Raw genomic sequence first — 14,702 nt, 5'->3', positions numbered from 1 at the left:
GGCATGGTGGAGCCCGGGCGCCGCATCGTCCGGGATCCTCGCGGGGCCACCCGGTTCCGTCTCATGACTTACTTTCTTTTGGGGAGTCCTACCGAATGAAGTCGTTCCGCTCTTTCCGCCTCAGCGCCATCGCCGCCGCGATGGTCCTGGCCGTGCCAGCCATGCACGCCGCCGACGCCGCGCAGCCGTCCATTTCAAAGATGTCCGTCAGCAGCCTGTCCACCGCCAAGGGATTCGACCGCTTCATCGTCACCTATCGCAACGGCACCACCGAACACCTCGATCGCAGCGCCGCATTGCAGAACGTAAAAGCCGCGGTCAGCCGCGCGAACCGCTCGGCCTTCAGCGTGCCGGTGTCGGCGAGCTATCAGCGCAAGCTGGCGATCGGCTCGGATCTGGTGCGCACCTCGCGCAAGCTCAACGCCGCCGAAGCCAGCGCGCTGATGCAGCAGATCGCCGCCGATCCGGCTGTGGCGCACGTGGAGCAGGACGTGATGATGCGCGCTGTGCGCGACATCGCCGCACCGGCCAATGTCACGCCGCAAACCTTCACGCCCAACGACACCTATTACGCGAAGTATCAGTGGCATTTCTCCAACGCCACCGGCGGCGCCAACATCAACAATGCCTGGGATATCGCCGATGGCAACGGTGTGACGGTGGCGGTGCTCGACACCGGTATCACCCAGCATCCGGATATCGACCTGAGCCTGGCCGACGCCGGCTATGACTTCATCATCGACGCCTTTGTCTCCGGCCGCAGCACCGATGGCCGCGTGCCCGGCGGCTGGGACAGCGGCGACTGGACCACCGGCGATACCTATGCCCAATGCCGCGACGCGGGCGACCCCGGCGAAAACAGCAGCTGGCACGGCACGCACGTGTCCGGCACCATCGCCGAGCTCACCAACAACGGCACCGGCATGGCCGGCATCGCCTACAAGGCGAAGGTGTTGCCGGTGCGCGTGCTCGGCCATTGCGGCGGCTATACCTCGGATATCGCCGACGCCATCGTGTGGGCGTCGGGCGGACACGTCGATGGTGTGCCGGACAACACGCATCCGGCGCAAGTCATCAGCATGAGTCTCGGTGGCGGCGGCAATTGCACCGCCGACAGCGTGACCGGCCAGGCGATTGCCGGTGCGATCACCCGCGGTGCTTCGGTGGTGGTAGCCGCGGGCAACAACAACGCCGATGTCGCCAACTACTCGCCGGCGAGCTGCCCGGGCGTGATCGCGGTGGCGTCCAACGGCATCACCGGCAAGCGCGCGTTCTATTCCAACTACGGTAGCGGCGTGCTGATCTCGGCGCCGGGCGGCGGCGTCTATACCAACGACGATCCCAATACCGGCACTCAGGCCAACCCGGAAGGTTTCGTGTGGTCGGCGATCAACGGTGGCACCACGGTGCCGGCCAACGCGACCTACGGCGGCATGGCGGGCACCTCGCAGGCCACGCCGCATGTCAGCGGCACCATAGCGATGATCCTCGGCGCCACCCAGCAGGCCGGCCTGCCGACACCGACGCCGGCGCAGATCAAGAACCTGCTTACCAGTACGGCGCGCCGTTTCCCGGCAACCATCGACAAGCCGATCGGCGCCGGCATCGTCGATGCCTTCGCCGCAGTCAACAAGGCACTCGGCAACGACACGGGCAACGAGCCGGTCGTGGCGCTGACCAAGGGTGTGCTGCTCGGCGGCCAGAGCGGCGGGATGGGTGCCAGCATCCTGTATTCGATCGATGTACCCGCTGGCGCACGCTCGCTCAACATCCGCACGCTGGGCGGCACCGGCGACGTGTCGCTGTTCGTGAAGGCCGGCTCCGCACCGTCCAGCGATGGCGGCAATGCCGACTTCCGCTCGGTGAAACCGGGCAACAGCGAAGCCGTGGTAGTCGCCCAGCCGCAGACCACCACGTACTACATCCGCGTGCTCGGCGTGCAGGCCTTCGACAAGGTGTCGGTGCTGGCGACTTATACGCAGTAATCGCACCAGACTGTGCTGCAAGGAACACCCCGGCCGCCGTGCCGGGGTGTTCTTTTGTGCGCGGCAAAAAAAACGGTGGCGAAGCGGGCTTCACCACCGTGGGGAGAGCCGCGCGCATGCGGGGGGAGGGGCAAGAGTCGCGCGCGGTAATGGCCGGGGGGCGGCCATGCAAGGCAATTTACGCCGCCCGTCGGCATTGCTCCAATTGATTGTTAGCATCGAAATCATAGATAGTAGCTATCGATCACGTACGGACCCTCGCCATGAATCTGCGCGACCTGCATTACCTGGTGGCCCTGGCCGAGCATCGCCATTTCGGGCGTGCCGCCGAGGCCAGTTTCGTCAGCCAGCCCACGCTCTCCACCCAGATCAAGAAGCTGGAAGACGAGCTGGGCGTGCCGCTGGTGGAACGCACGCCGCGCAAAGTGCTGCTCACCGAGACTGGCCGCGAGATCGCGCGCCGCGCGCGCGGCGTGCTGGCAGAGATCGACGAGATCAAGGCAATCGCGCAGCGCACGCGCGATCCGGAGTCGGGCACGCTGCGCCTGGGCATCTTCCCCACGCTCGGCCCGTATCTGCTGCCGCATCTGGTACCGCTGGTGCGCGACCGTTTCCCACGGCTGGAATGGCTGCTGGTGGAAGAGAAGACCGAGCAGGTGATCAGGATGCTGCGAGAGGGCTCGCTCGATGTCGGCGTGCTCGCCCTGCCCTTGCACGAGGACAGCCTGCATACGGAATTCCTGTTCGAGGAACCCTTCGTGCTGGCGGTGCCGGAAGCGCATCCGCTGGCGCACAAGAAGCAGCGCCTGAAACTCGGCGATCTCCAGGACGAAAGCTTGCTGTTGCTGGAAGACGGCCACTGCATGCGCGATCAGGCGCTGGAGGTGTGCCATCTGGCTGGTGCGGGCGAGCGCTCCGGCTTCCGCGCGACCAGTCTCGAAACGTTGCGGCAGATGGTGGCCGCCAACGTGGGCATCACCCTGCTGCCCACGCTGGCGATCAAGCCGCCGGTAGCGCGCACCGACAACGTGCACCTGATCGAATTTTCCGGCCATGCGCCCAGCCGCCGTATTGCGCTGGTGTGGCGCAAGAGTTCCTCGATGGGCAACTTCCTCAAGCGCTTCGCGGAAGTGATCCGCAGCATGCCGGCGGACCTGCTGCGTCCCTCCATCGGCGAAGCCAAGCCGGCTGGCCGGGCCCGCACCGCGGGCTGATTCCGTCTCCCACGACATTGCAACCTGCGCTGAATTCTGCGCACTGGCTGGCATGTGCATGTGCACATGAATCGCGATAACAACCGCCTCATCCGCCCTTCAGATTTATCCCCGAACAATCCGCCCTATTCGCCCGAAACATGTGGATCTTGTGAAGGCTGAACGCGGCGTCTTAAGCCGCCAGAGAAAGGGGGACTGACATCGGATCAATGAGGTGGGTGCGAGCACATGCCGGGTATTTTTACCGTCTCACTGGATCTTGAACTGTATTGGGGCGTACGCGACGTACGCAGCATCCAGAGCTACGAGGAAAACCTGCGTGGAGAACGCCAGGCCATCCGTGAAATGCTCGCGCTGTTCGACGTGCACGGCGTGCATGCCACCTGGGCCACCCTGGGCTTCGTTTTCTTCACTGACGTTGCCGAATTGCGTCCGCAGTTGCCGCACGACACGCCGGCTTACACCAAGCCGGACCTGTCGTCGTATCGCTACATCGACGAACACGTCTGGGGCGGTGACGACGAATACCATTTCGCGCCCGAGATGATCGACCTGATCCGTGGCTACCCTGGCCAGGAAATCGGTACGCACACGTTCTCGCACTATTACTGCCTGGAGGATGGGCAAACCATCGATGCGTTCAGAGCGGATCTGCGCGCCGCGGTCGACACCGCCAAGGCACGCGGCATCGATGTCAGCAGCCTGGTGTTTCCGCGCAACCAGAGCAACCCGGCATATCTGTCGGTACTGCAGGAATTCGGTATCCAGTGCTATCGCGGCAATGAAAGCGCGCCGTTCTACAAACCCAAGAATCATGGGCAACAAACGGCACTGGTGCGTGGCTCGCGCCTGCTCGACGCGTACTTCAATGTGACTGGATACAACACCCACACGCTTGAAGATTGCGCAAGCAGTCGCCCGTTCAACATTCCGTCCAGCCGCTTCTTGCGGCCATATACGCCCGTGTTCGCCTGGCTCGACGGCCTGCGCCTGCGCCGCATCAAGCGCGCGATGCATCACGCGGCGGTCAACCAGCAGCTGTTCCATCTGTGGTGGCACCCGCACAACTTCGGCGCGCACGTGGAACAGAACCAACGCTTTCTGGCGAGAGTACTCGCCTATTACGCCGAACTCAGGCAGCGCTACGGCATGCAGTCGTTGAACATGGGTGAGGTGTCGACGTTGCTGGAAGATCTCCATGCCGGCTAAGCCGCGCATCGTGATTCTGGCCGACGCTGGCCTGTCCACCCAACTGATGTATCACGGCCTGTCCGACGGGTTCGATATTGCGGCCGTGGTGCTGGAGCAGAAGCCTTCTTCCGCGAAGATGATCCGGCATCGCGCGAAGAAACTGGGCTGGAGCGAAACCCTCGGGCAGATCGCCTTCATCGCTTTCAGCCGCTGGCTGGGCAAAATTTCCCGTCGGCGGGTGCGGCAACTGTTGCAACGCTACGGCCTGGACGACGCGCCCATCCCTTCACAGGCCATCACTCATGTGACGAGCGCCAACCAGCGCGAGGTGATTCGACTGCTGCGGGAGCTCGCACCGGATGCCGTGGTGGTCAACGGCACCCGCATCCTGTCGAAAAAGCTGCTGACCTCGATCGAGGCTCCCTTCCTCAACACGCATATGGGCATCACACCGGCCTATCGGGGCGTGCATGGCGGCTACTGGGCGCTGGCCATGAATGACCGCGCGCATTGCGGCGTCACCGTGCATGTAGTCGATGAGGGCGTCGACACCGGCGGCATTCTTTATCAGGCCACCATCGATGTCGACGCCGACGACAACTTCGCTACCTATCCAATCCACCAGATCGCGAAGGCGATTCCGCTGATGCGGGCGGCGTTGCATGATGTGACAGCGCAACGCCTATCGCCGCGCGAGGGCGAAGGTCCCTCGCGCCAGTGGTATCACCCCACCCTGCTCTTCTATCTGAAGCAGCGGATGCTGAAAGGCATCAAGTAGCGCCAAGCCCGATCGGGCAGCTCACGCCGGTGCCGCCGAGCCCGCAATAGCCGTCCGGATGTTTGGAGAGATATTGCTGGTGTTCGTCCTCGGCGAAATAGAACGGTCCCGCCGCGCCGATCTCAGTAGTGATCTTGCCGTAACCGGCGCGATCCAGTTCGGCCTGATAGCGCTGCGCCGAAGCCTCGGCCGCGGCGAGCTGCGCAACGCTGGAGGTATAGATGGCCGAACGGTATTGCGTGCCGGTGTCGTTGCCCTGACGCATGCCCTGGGTGGGATCGTGGCTTTCCCAGAACGTCTGCAGCAAGGTATCCACGTCGACCTGCTTCGGGTCGTAGACCACGCGCACCACTTCAGTGTGCCCGGTCTGGCCGGAACACACTTCGCGATAGGTGGGGTTGGGCGTGTAGCCGCCGGCGTAGCCGACCGCGGTGGTCAGCACGCCGGGAAGGTTCCAGAACTTGCGTTCCGCGCCCCAGAAGCAGCCCATGCCGATGACCAGCACTTCACTGCCGGGAAATGCTTCCGCCAGCAGGGAGCGACCATGTACATGATGCGCCTGCGCCGGAGCGATCGATTGCTCGCGCCCGGGCAGGGTATCGTCACGATGGGGCAAGCGTTGTTTCCAGGCACCGATACCGAGCATGGCTGATCTCCTGCTGTCTGCGAGTTTCTGAAATGGCGTCGATCCGGTGCATTCTCAACGCCGGAACGCCCGCCGCCTCAGTAGCGCAACAAGGCGTGCAGCGGCGTATCACCTGGCAGACGCTGACGGCCCTGCAAGGCCTCCAGCTCAATCACCACGCTGACACCCACACGTACGGCGCCCAGCATGTCGACCAGCCGGCAGGCGGCGTCCAGGGTGCCGCCGGTGGCGAGCACGTCATCGACGATCAATACCCTTTCGCCGGGACGCAGCGCATCGTTACGTGCTTCAAGCCGGTCCTTGCCGTACTCCAGCGCGTAGTCCACCGAAACCACCGGCGGCGGCAGCTTATTGGGTTTGCGCAAAGGCACGAAGCCGGCGTGCAGTTTCTGCGCCAGTGCCGCCCCAAAAATAAAGCCGCGCGATTCGATGCCGCAGACCGCCTGCACCTCGCTGCCCTGCCATGGCTCGGCCAGGGCGTCGACGCAGCGTGCGAAACCGCCGGCGTCGGCCAGCAAGGGAGTGATATCGCGAAAAACGACGCCGGGCTGGGGAAAGTCCGGCACGGCGCGAATCAGCGCCTCGATCTGTTTCATGGGGAATTCCGTCAAGAATGAAGAGTCCGGCCATGAATGGCCGGTTTTTCTTTGCCTGCCTGGATGGCAGGCAAAAATACGGCACTAGCCGTAAACGAATGCCGGCGCATCGGGATCGTCGCCCAGCTCGTCCATGGCCTGGCGCGCATCGGCCAGCTGCCGCTCGACACCGCGCACCACGCCCTCGGCGATAGCGAAGCTGGCTTCGGGGACCTGCACGGCGACGTAGTCCAGCGCGGGCAGATTGCCCACTGCGCCGGTCAGGTATTCCCCGGAGACAAACGCCGGGATATCGGCGCGTTCGAGCGCATCCTTTACCAGATGGGCGTCGATCAGGGATTCGGCACGGTAGACGATGCGCATGACCGCACGCTAACCCCTGCCCCCGGACGCCGCAAGACCTGCGTATACGTGAAGATTTCGCGACGCCTGCCGACAACAAAGCTTGGTCTTTCGGAATAGTGGCAAGCCCATGGTGGCTGCACTAAGGTCGCGTATGAGAACGGCTCTCCCAGGGGAGGGAGCGGGGATGATGACGGTGGCACAGGATGGACACCTGAGATTCGTGGCGCGGGTCTATCGCCTGCGCATGCTGGGACTGGCCCTTGGTGCCTTGGCTGTGGCCAGCGTGCTGTACCAGTTGCATGCCTCGCTATGGTTGTGGGCGACGCTGATCCTCAGCGGCGCGGTCTGGCCACATCTGGCGTACGCGCTATCCAGGCGCGCGGCCGAACCCATCCGCACCGAATACGTGAACCTGGTGATCGATGCCGCCATGGGCGGCGCCTGGGTGGCGCTGATGCAGTTCAACCTGCTGCCCAGCGCGCTGCTCGTCGCCATGATGGCCATGGACCGCATGAGCGCCGGCGGCTGGCGGCTGATGAGCAAGTCGCTCGCGCTGCAGATCGCGGTGTGCCTGGCGACCTGGTGGATCAACGGCTTTCGCCTGCAACCCGCCAGCACCATGCTCAACGTGGTCGCCTGCCTGCCGATGCTGCTGGTCTATCCGGTGTGGATGAGCCTGGTGAACTACTCGCTGGCCCAGCGCGTGCGCCAGCAGAACCGCCAGCTTGACCAGCTCAGCCGCACCGACGCCCTCACCGGCCTGTGCAACCGCAATCACTGGCTGGAAGCCGCCGGCGGCGAATGGCTGCGTTATCAGCGCAACCAGCGCCCTGCCGCACTGATCCTGCTCGATATCGATGGCTTCAAGCAGATCAACGACCGCTACGGCCACGCCGCCGGCGACCAACTGCTGAGCGATCTCGCCCGTTTGCTGCAACGCGGCCTGCGCGACGTGGACACTCCCGGCCGCCTCGGCGGCGACGAATTCGGCATCGTGTTGCCGGAAACCAACCTGGAACGCGCCAGCGCGGTGGCCGAGCGTATTCGCCTGCTGGCCGAGAACAGCCGCCCCAACCGGCATGGCCAGCACATTCCGTGGACGATAAGCCTCGGCGTGGCGGCGGTCGGCGAGGATATCCAGGACGTCGGCGCCTGGATGCGCCAGGCCGACGTGGCCCTGTACCGGGCCAAATCGCAGGGCCGCAACCGGGTCAGCGTGGCCTCGTCGGGGCGCGGCGGCGGCACCACGACGCAGCCCACGACAGTCTGAGCGCCTTTAAGCGACAGGGCACAGGGACAGGGTAAACTTGGCTGTTTCAGCCACCGTTTGCGAGTCCCGTTCCGATGTCGATCGAAAATCCCGCCGCCGAAACCACGCCCGCCACCGCCGTACCGGCCGAGGGTCAACGTGACTTCGTGCGCCAGATCATTCGTGACGACCTGGCCAGCGGCAAGCATCACGCGATCCGCACGCGCTTCCCGCCCGAGCCCAACGGCTACCTGCACATCGGCCACGCCAAGGCGATCTGCCTGAACTTCGGTATCGCCGCCGAATTCACCGGCTGGTGCAACCTGCGCCTGGACGACACCAATCCGGGCAAGGAAGACCCCGAGTTCGTCGAAGGCATCAAGGACGACGTGCGCTGGCTCGGCTACGACTGGCACGACCTGCGCCACGCCTCCGACTACTTCGAGGTGTTCTATGACGCCGCGGTCAAACTCATCCGCGACGGCCACGCCTACGTGGACGACCTCAACGCCGACGAGATGCGCGAGTACCGCGGCACCCTGACCTCGCCGGGCCGCAACTCTCCGCACCGCGAGCGTAGCGTGGAGGCAAACCTCGACCTGTTCCGCCGCATGCGCGAGGGTGAGTTCGCCGACGGCGCCAAGACGCTGCGCGCGAAGATCGACATGACGTCGGGCAACATCAACATGCGCGACCCGGCCATCTACCGCATCCGCAAGATCGCCCACCAGAACACCGGCGACGCGTGGCCGATCTACCCGATGTACGACTACGCGCACTGCCTCTCGGACGCGCTGGAAGGCATCACCCATTCGCTGTGCACGCTGGAATTCGAAGACCATCGCCCGCTGTACGACTGGTTCGTCGACAAGGTCGACCTCGTCAACCATCCGGAGCTGTGGCAGCACCTGCGTGAAGGCGGCTTCAAGACCGAGCCGGCCAAGCCGCGGCAGATCGAGTTCTCGCGCCTCAACCTCAGCTACTGCATCACCAGCAAGCGCAAGCTCGCGCAGCTGGTGAACGAAGGGCTGGTGGACGGCTGGGACGATCCGCGCATGAACACGCTGCGCGGCCTGCGCCGCCGCGGTTTCACGCCGGGCGGCATTCGCCTGCTGATCGAGCGCCTGGGCGTCAGCAAGCAGAACAGCGTGATCGACTACGCCATCTTCGAGAACTGCGTACGCGAGGATCTCGACACCAGCGCGCCGCGCCGCATGGCGGTGCTCGATCCGCTCAAGCTGGTGATCACCAACCTGCCGGAAGATCACGAAGAATCGCTGGTGTTCTCCAACCATCCGAAGGATGAGAGCTTCGGCACGCGCAACGTGCCGTTCTCGCGCGAGCTGTGGATAGAGCGCGAGGACTTCGCCGAGGTGCCGCCGAAGGGCTTCCATCGCCTCAAGCCGGAAGGCGAAGTGCGCCTGCGTGGTGTGGGCATCGTGAAATGCGAGGAACTGATCAAGGACGCCGCCGGCAACGTGATCGAACTGCGCTGCACGCTGGACCTCGAATCGCGCCAGGGCATGCCGGGCGCCGACCGCAAGGTGAAGGGCACCATTCATTGGGTCAGCGCGCGCCATGGTGTCGCCACCGAAGTGCGCATCTACGACCGCCTGTTCAATGTGGCAGCGCCGGACGACGAGAGCGACGGCAAGAGCTGGATCGAACACATCAACCCCGAGGCCAAGCGCGTGGTGCAGGCGTGGCTGGAACCGGCCGCGGCCGTCGCGGCGCCTGAGCAGCGCTTCCAGTTCGAGCGCCTGGGTTACTTTGTGGCGGACCGCATCGAGCATCGCGCGGACAAACCCGTGTTCAACCGCACCGTGACGTTGCGCGATACCTGGGCCAAGCAAGGAGGGTAAGAGCCTCTTTATGGTCTCCCCGTGGCCCGCGTTGCTGTTGAGTGGCTGTCAGGTGGTAGCGCGTGGCGCAGCGCCTGGCTGGCTGCCAGGTCAAGCCGCGCGCTGCCGCATGGCGGCCACTCAACAGCAACCCTCCGGGCCGGGTCTGTTTGCCCACAGGCCGGCGTCATCACTCAGTCGTGTACGGACGTACACTCCTTCGTTCTTCCTTGGCCTGCGCGCAAACAGATCCCGGCGCGGGCCACGGGGAGACCATAAAGAGGCTCTACGCATGCTGCTGCCGTTGCAGATCCATCTCACCCTGCCACCATGGCTTGGCGATATCGTCGACACCAGCAAACGCTACGTCACCGATGAAGAACGCGTCGGCCTGGCGATCATGCTGTCGAGCCATAACATCGAACACAGCCATGGCGGTCCATTCGGCGCGGCCGTGTTCAATGCGGAAGGGCGCCTCGTATCGGTCGGCGTGAATCGCGTGGTGCCGCAGACCTGCTCGGTGGCGCACGCGGAGATGATGGCGTACATGAGTGCGCAGCAGCGCCTTGCCAGCTTCCGCATCAACGCCGACGGCGGCCGCTACAGCCTGGCCACCAGCGCACAGCCCTGCTGCCAGTGCTATGGCGCCACTGTGTGGGCCGGCGTGGACGAACTACTGATCGGCGCGCGCGCCGAGGACGTGGAAGAACTCACCGAGTTCGACGAGGGCCCGCTGCCGGCCGACTGGATCGGCGAACTGGAACGCCGTGGCATCACGGTGCGCCGCGATATCTTGCGTGAGCAGGCGCGCAGCGTGCTGGCCACCTACGGCGCCCGCGGCCAAAGCTATTGAGCCGACTGCGCGCCGCGCTGCCACTGCTCCTGCTGGCACTCGCCGGCATCGTGCTGTTCGCATCCGGCGCGCTCGATCAGCTGCACCCGGAACAACTGGTGCGGCACCAGGCGCAACTTCAGGCCCAGATCGCCGATAGCCCCTGGCTCAGCCGCATCGCCTTCATCGGCCTGCTCACCCTGGCCATGTCCACTGGCATCCCCGGCACGGTGGTGATCATCCTCGCCGGCGGCTTCGCCTTCGGCGCCGTGGAAGGCACCATCTACGCCTCCATCGGCCTGACCTTGGGCACCCTGATCCTGTTCCTGGCGAGCCGCTACGCCTTCGGCGCTGGCAGCAAACACCCACCCGCCTTCGTCGACCGCCTGCACCACGGCTTCGAACGTCACCCCGTCGCCTACACCCTGTTCCTCCGCTTCGTTCCCGTCGCCCCCTTCGGCCTCATCACCGTCTGCCTCGCCTGGCTGCGTTGCCCGTTGTGGCTCTTCCTTGGCGCCAGCTGGCTCGGCGGCACCGTCGCCCTGATCTTCGAAACCTCCATCGGCGCCGGCCTCGGCGAAGCCCTCGCCCGCACCAGCGGCCACTTCGAAGCCTCCCTGCTGATGCAACGGCAAATCCTGCTCCCCCTCGGCGCCATCGGCCTGCTTGCCCTGCTCCCCCTGCTGATCGAGCGGATAACGCGCAAGCGCAGGATGAGTGGGTTGCGGGACAACGACACCAAGTAGCCGCGCCATCCCGAGCACCCACCCCTCACCCCAGCCCTCTCCCCGGAGGGGAGAGGGAGCAGTTGCGCGGCGCCGAGGAGTGGACTATCAGGCCCCGAAGAAAATCATTCCGAGGTCTGACACTGGAAGATGCGTAGCTACAAAGCACGCCGCCTGCTCTCAGGCCATTTCTCTTTGGTTACTTTCTCTTTGGGCCAGCAAAGAGAAAGTGACCCGGACCGCGGCAGCGGTTCGGAAGCCCGCCGCAGGCGAGCCAGGGCACGCAGACGCAACAACCGAGCGACAACGCCACTGCGCCACTGGATGACCAGCTTCGCTGTTGTAAAGCGCCTCCTGCCTACACAGGGATGACGAGTAGGAGACATAACGCAAGGGCCGAACCCTCGCCCCAAAGACAGAGGGCGCAAGCCCCGCCACAACCCGTATGGCCTAGCTCCCCCCCACCCCTTTTCGCGCTAGGCTCCCCATCGCCGGAGCAAGATGCGCCGCAAGGGGATGAGGGCCGATGGGTGCAGGGGTGAACTCGTGGGCGATACGTTTGTGGCGGCGCACATCGCTGATGCAGCGCCTTGCCTTCATCGCCCTTGTGCCTACGCTGGTCACCGCTGCGCTGCTGGTGATCATGCTCACCCGCTATCAGTTGAACAGCCTGCGCAGCATGGCGCAGAGCACTGCCGACGCCATCGCCACGCAGGCCGCCTCCATCTCGGTCGATCCGATCCGCGACATGCAGCGGCGCGACATAAAGCGCATCGCGGAATCGATCAGCGAGTTGCCGCACGTCGCCCACGTGCAGATCCGCGCCAGCGACGGCGAGATCCTGGCCGACAGTCGCGGCAGCATCAGCAGGCGCCCCAGCGACGTATTGACGGTGGTGCACGACGTGAAGGACAGCGACCAGCCATTGCAGCCGACGATCGGCTCAGTGCTGGTCGATGTGAGCATGAGCGAGGCTATCGCCGCGCAGCGCGCCAGTCTGCGCAATGCGTTGATCGCGCTCGCGCTCAGCCTGTTCATCGCTGGCGTGATCGGTTGGCAGGCCGCGCACTGGATCAGCGCACCGCTACGCCGCCTCGCCGGCGCCGTGCATCAGCTCGGACGTGGCGACCGCAAGGTGGAAGTGGAGGTCACCGACCAGAGCGAAATCGGCGAACTGCAGCGCGGCTTCAATGCCGCCGCCTCGGCGCTGTACGACGTGCAGCGCGGCATGGAACAGGAAATCGAGCACGCCACCGTAGAACTGGCGCGCAAGAACGCCGCACTGGAAGCGGCCAGCGTGGCGAAGGCACGTTTCCTGGCTGCCGCCTCGCACGACCTGCGCCAGCCGCTGTACGCGCTCACGCTGTTTTCCTCGTCGCTGGCGGTGGACGAACGCGATCCGGTGCGGCTCGATCGCATCGCGCATATCCAGGAATGTGTGGAAGCGCTGGATCATCTCTTCAGCGAACTACTGGATCTGTCGCGACTGGAAACCGGCGCGATGCAGATCGAGATCAGCGAGTTTTCGCTCGACCATGTGTTCGAAGAAGTCAGCCGCAATTTCCGCATGATCGCCGAGCAACACGGGCTGCGCCTGGTGATGCGCGCTACCCATCTGTGGGTGCGCAGTGACCGCACCATGCTGGCGCGCATCCTCAACAACCTGGTCAGCAACGCTTTGCGCTATACCCGCCAGGGCGGCGTGCTGGTTGTCGCGCGGCATCGGCTGGACGGAACGGTGCGGGTGGACGTGTGGGACACCGGCAGCGGGATCGAGCCCGAGCATCAGGCGCGCGTGTTCGATGAGTTCTATCGCGTCGATTGCCATGGCACCGGCGAGCACGATTCCGGCCCGCGCCGCGGCCTCGGGCTGGGTCTCGCCACGGTGCAGCGTCTGGCGGAATTGCTGGACACGCGCGTGCAACTGAAGTCCACGCCGGGACGTGGCAGTGTTTTCAGCTTCCACCTACCGGAAGTGCCGCCACAGCATCCGCAGCAAACCGAAGTGGACCCGGCAACACTGGATGTCACCGGCATGCGTGTGCTGGTGATCGACGACGAGCCGGCCATTCTTTCCGGCATCCGCTATCTGCTGCGCGGCTGGGGCTGCGACGTGGCTGTGGCGGAGGACCGCACTCAGGCGCTGGAAGCGGTGGAATCGTGGTCGCAACCGCCGGACATCGTGATCTCGGACCTGCGCTTGCGCGACAACGAAAGCGGCCTGGAAGTACTGGCCGCCCTGGACCGGCATTTCCTGCGCGACGGCGCCGAGCCCTTCCCCCGCCTGTTGATCACCGGCGAAACACGCAGCGACCGGCTACGCGAAATCATGGCGGCCAAGATCCCGGTGCTCTACAAGCCGGTATCGCCGGAACAGCTGCGCGAAGCGATGGTGACGGTGTGGAACGCCGCCAAACACGAGGTCTGAGCATCACGGCCTCCCTATCACCTAGAGCCTAGGCCGTATGGAAAGCCCCCGCCCTGTTGCCGTGGGCTCTTGCCCGGACTATGTTGCCGTGGCGCATACCGCAACAGAGGATCTGTGCGGACGCACTGGGGAGCGACATGCGGATACTGATCGCGGACGACCATCGGCTGATCGTTGAAGGGGTCAAGCTCAAGCTCGCCGAGCTTGGGCCGGACACCGAGTTCGCGGAAGCGATGGATGTGGACGAGCTGCGCCGCCTCATTCACGGCGACGAAGCCGATAGCTTTGACCTGGCCCTGGTCGACCTGGCTATGCCGGGTGGACACGGCACGGCGCATCTGGCCGAGATCATCGAGACCCTGCCGCGGCTGCGGGTGATCGTGCTGTCCGGCTCGGAGGAGCCGACGCTGATGAAAGAACTGCTGGGGATGGGCGCCCATGGCTTCATTCCCAAAGCCTATTCGCCCGAAGTGATGCTTTCCGCCGTGCGCCTGGTGCTTTCCGGCGGCACCTATGTGCCACCGATGATGCTGGAAGAAAACCACGTGGCCACGCAGGCGCCGTCCAGCTTTGGCGGCACGCTCGCGGAAGCCTCGCGCTCGCTGGAAGAGCGCCTGCGCAAGCTGCTCACCGAACGCCAGATCGATGTGTTGCGGCTGCTTTCGCAGGGCAAACCCAACAAGCTGATCGCCCGCGATCTGGGCATCAGTGAAGGCACAGTGAAAATCCATCTGGCCGCAATTTTCCGCGCGCTCAACGTGCGCAACCGGGTCGAGGCGGTGGTCGCCTCCCGCCGCATCAGCGGCATCTAGGAATGCTGGCCCAGGCCAGGATGGCCATCGTTCGCAACGCGCAAAACTCATCCCGCGGCA

At 64.8% G+C, this 14,702-nt stretch carries 13 protein-coding genes; 10 read left to right on the top strand and 3 right to left on the bottom strand.

Annotation, left to right across the window (positions count from 1 at the left end; genetic code table 11):
* Nucleotides 1-95: 95 nt before the first annotated feature.
* From ISS97_RS07165 to ISS97_RS07150, 4 genes are all read left to right on the top strand, one after another.
* A complete protein-coding gene (locus tag ISS97_RS07165) occupies nt 96-1,985 on the top strand; it encodes a S8 family peptidase (protein WP_379986950.1) in 1,890 nt (629 codons plus the stop codon).
* A gap of 263 nt (nt 1,986-2,248) precedes the next feature.
* A complete protein-coding gene (gene oxyR / locus ISS97_RS07160) occupies nt 2,249-3,199 on the top strand; it encodes a DNA-binding transcriptional regulator OxyR (RefSeq protein WP_379986951.1) in 951 nt (316 codons plus the stop codon).
* Nucleotides 3,200-3,427: 228 nt separating this feature from the next.
* Nucleotides 3,428-4,408: a polysaccharide deacetylase family protein gene (locus ISS97_RS07155; protein ID WP_379986952.1), complete on the top strand. Its 981-nt coding sequence runs from the start codon at nt 3,428-3,430 to the stop codon at nt 4,406-4,408.
* A complete protein-coding gene (locus ISS97_RS07150; protein WP_379986953.1) occupies nt 4,398-5,168 on the top strand; it encodes a formyl transferase in 771 nt (256 codons plus the stop codon). The genes ISS97_RS07155 and ISS97_RS07150 overlap by 11 nt, the downstream gene beginning before the upstream one ends.
* Here the strand turns inward: ISS97_RS07150 and msrA are convergent.
* From msrA to ISS97_RS07135, 3 genes are all read right to left on the bottom strand, one after another.
* A complete protein-coding gene (gene msrA / locus ISS97_RS07145; RefSeq protein ID WP_379986954.1) occupies nt 5,161-5,814 on the bottom strand; it encodes a peptide-methionine (S)-S-oxide reductase MsrA in 654 nt (217 codons plus the stop codon). The two genes, ISS97_RS07150 and msrA, sit on opposite strands and share 8 nt — an antisense overlap.
* Nucleotides 5,815-5,891: 77 nt before the next feature.
* Nucleotides 5,892-6,410 (bottom strand): adenine phosphoribosyltransferase, encoded by a 519-nt coding sequence (locus ISS97_RS07140; protein WP_379986955.1) that lies wholly within the window; start codon nt 6,408-6,410, stop codon nt 5,892-5,894.
* An 84-nt stretch (nt 6,411-6,494) separates the two neighbouring features.
* Complete coding sequence (locus tag ISS97_RS07135) at nt 6,495-6,773, bottom strand: putative signal transducing protein (RefSeq protein ID WP_379986956.1); 279 nt, start codon at nt 6,771-6,773, stop codon at nt 6,495-6,497.
* Nucleotides 6,774-6,939: 166 nt separating this feature from the next.
* Between ISS97_RS07135 and ISS97_RS07130 the strand changes: the two genes are divergently transcribed.
* The 6 genes from ISS97_RS07130 to ISS97_RS07105 all read left to right on the top strand — a co-directional run bounded on the left by ISS97_RS07130 (nt 6,940) and on the right by ISS97_RS07105 (nt 14,642).
* Nucleotides 6,940-8,025 (top strand): diguanylate cyclase, encoded by a 1,086-nt coding sequence (locus tag ISS97_RS07130; RefSeq protein WP_379986957.1) that lies wholly within the window; start codon nt 6,940-6,942, stop codon nt 8,023-8,025.
* Nucleotides 8,026-8,099: 74 nt separating this feature from the next.
* Entirely contained in the window at nt 8,100-9,866 is a 1,767-nt protein-coding gene (locus ISS97_RS07125; protein ID WP_379986958.1) for a glutamine--tRNA ligase/YqeY domain fusion protein, read from the top strand.
* A gap of 274 nt (nt 9,867-10,140) precedes the next feature.
* The gene (locus tag ISS97_RS07120; protein ID WP_379987212.1) at nt 10,141-10,698 is read left to right on the top strand and encodes a nucleoside deaminase; all 558 of its coding nucleotides are present in this window, start codon (nt 10,141-10,143) and stop codon (nt 10,696-10,698) included.
* Nucleotides 10,695-11,423: a TVP38/TMEM64 family protein gene (locus ISS97_RS07115; protein ID WP_379986959.1), complete on the top strand. Its 729-nt coding sequence runs from the start codon at nt 10,695-10,697 to the stop codon at nt 11,421-11,423. The genes ISS97_RS07120 and ISS97_RS07115 overlap by 4 nt, the downstream gene beginning before the upstream one ends.
* Before the next feature lie 559 nt (nt 11,424-11,982).
* Nucleotides 11,983-13,830, top strand: coding sequence for an ATP-binding response regulator (locus tag ISS97_RS07110; protein WP_379986960.1), 1,848 nt, complete (start codon nt 11,983-11,985; stop codon nt 13,828-13,830).
* Between the two features lie 137 nt (nt 13,831-13,967).
* Nucleotides 13,968-14,642, top strand: a complete 675-nt coding sequence (locus ISS97_RS07105) for a LuxR C-terminal-related transcriptional regulator (RefSeq protein ID WP_379986961.1) — start codon at nt 13,968-13,970, stop codon at nt 14,640-14,642.
* Nucleotides 14,643-14,702 lie beyond the last annotated feature (60 nt).

This window comes from Dyella koreensis (genome assembly GCF_044904565.1).
Taxonomy (GTDB): domain Bacteria; phylum Pseudomonadota; class Gammaproteobacteria; order Xanthomonadales; family Rhodanobacteraceae; genus Dyella_D; species Dyella_D koreensis.
This window is presented reverse-complemented; position numbering and strand designations above follow the sequence as displayed.

Coding starts and splice junctions, on each gene's coding strand:
- ISS97_RS07125 (WP_379986958.1), top strand. CDS start 8,100: ATGTCGATCGAAAATCCCGCCGCCGAAACCACGCCCGCCACCGCCGTA.
- ISS97_RS07110 (WP_379986960.1), top strand. CDS start 11,983: ATGCAGCGCCTTGCCTTCATCGCCCTTGTGCCTACGCTGGTCACCGCT.
- ISS97_RS07130 (WP_379986957.1), top strand. CDS start 6,940: ATGATGACGGTGGCACAGGATGGACACCTGAGATTCGTGGCGCGGGTC.
- ISS97_RS07165 (WP_379986950.1), top strand. CDS start 96: ATGAAGTCGTTCCGCTCTTTCCGCCTCAGCGCCATCGCCGCCGCGATG.
- ISS97_RS07150 (WP_379986953.1), top strand. CDS start 4,398: ATGCCGGCTAAGCCGCGCATCGTGATTCTGGCCGACGCTGGCCTGTCC.
- ISS97_RS07155 (WP_379986952.1), top strand. CDS start 3,428: ATGCCGGGTATTTTTACCGTCTCACTGGATCTTGAACTGTATTGGGGC.
- ISS97_RS07140 (WP_379986955.1), bottom strand. CDS start 6,410: ATGAAACAGATCGAGGCGCTGATTCGCGCCGTGCCGGACTTTCCCCAG.
- ISS97_RS07135 (WP_379986956.1), bottom strand. CDS start 6,773: ATGCGCATCGTCTACCGTGCCGAATCCCTGATCGACGCCCATCTGGTA.
- ISS97_RS07105 (WP_379986961.1), top strand. CDS start 13,968: ATGCGGATACTGATCGCGGACGACCATCGGCTGATCGTTGAAGGGGTC.
- msrA (WP_379986954.1), bottom strand. CDS start 5,814: ATGCTCGGTATCGGTGCCTGGAAACAACGCTTGCCCCATCGTGACGAT.
- oxyR (WP_379986951.1), top strand. CDS start 2,249: ATGAATCTGCGCGACCTGCATTACCTGGTGGCCCTGGCCGAGCATCGC.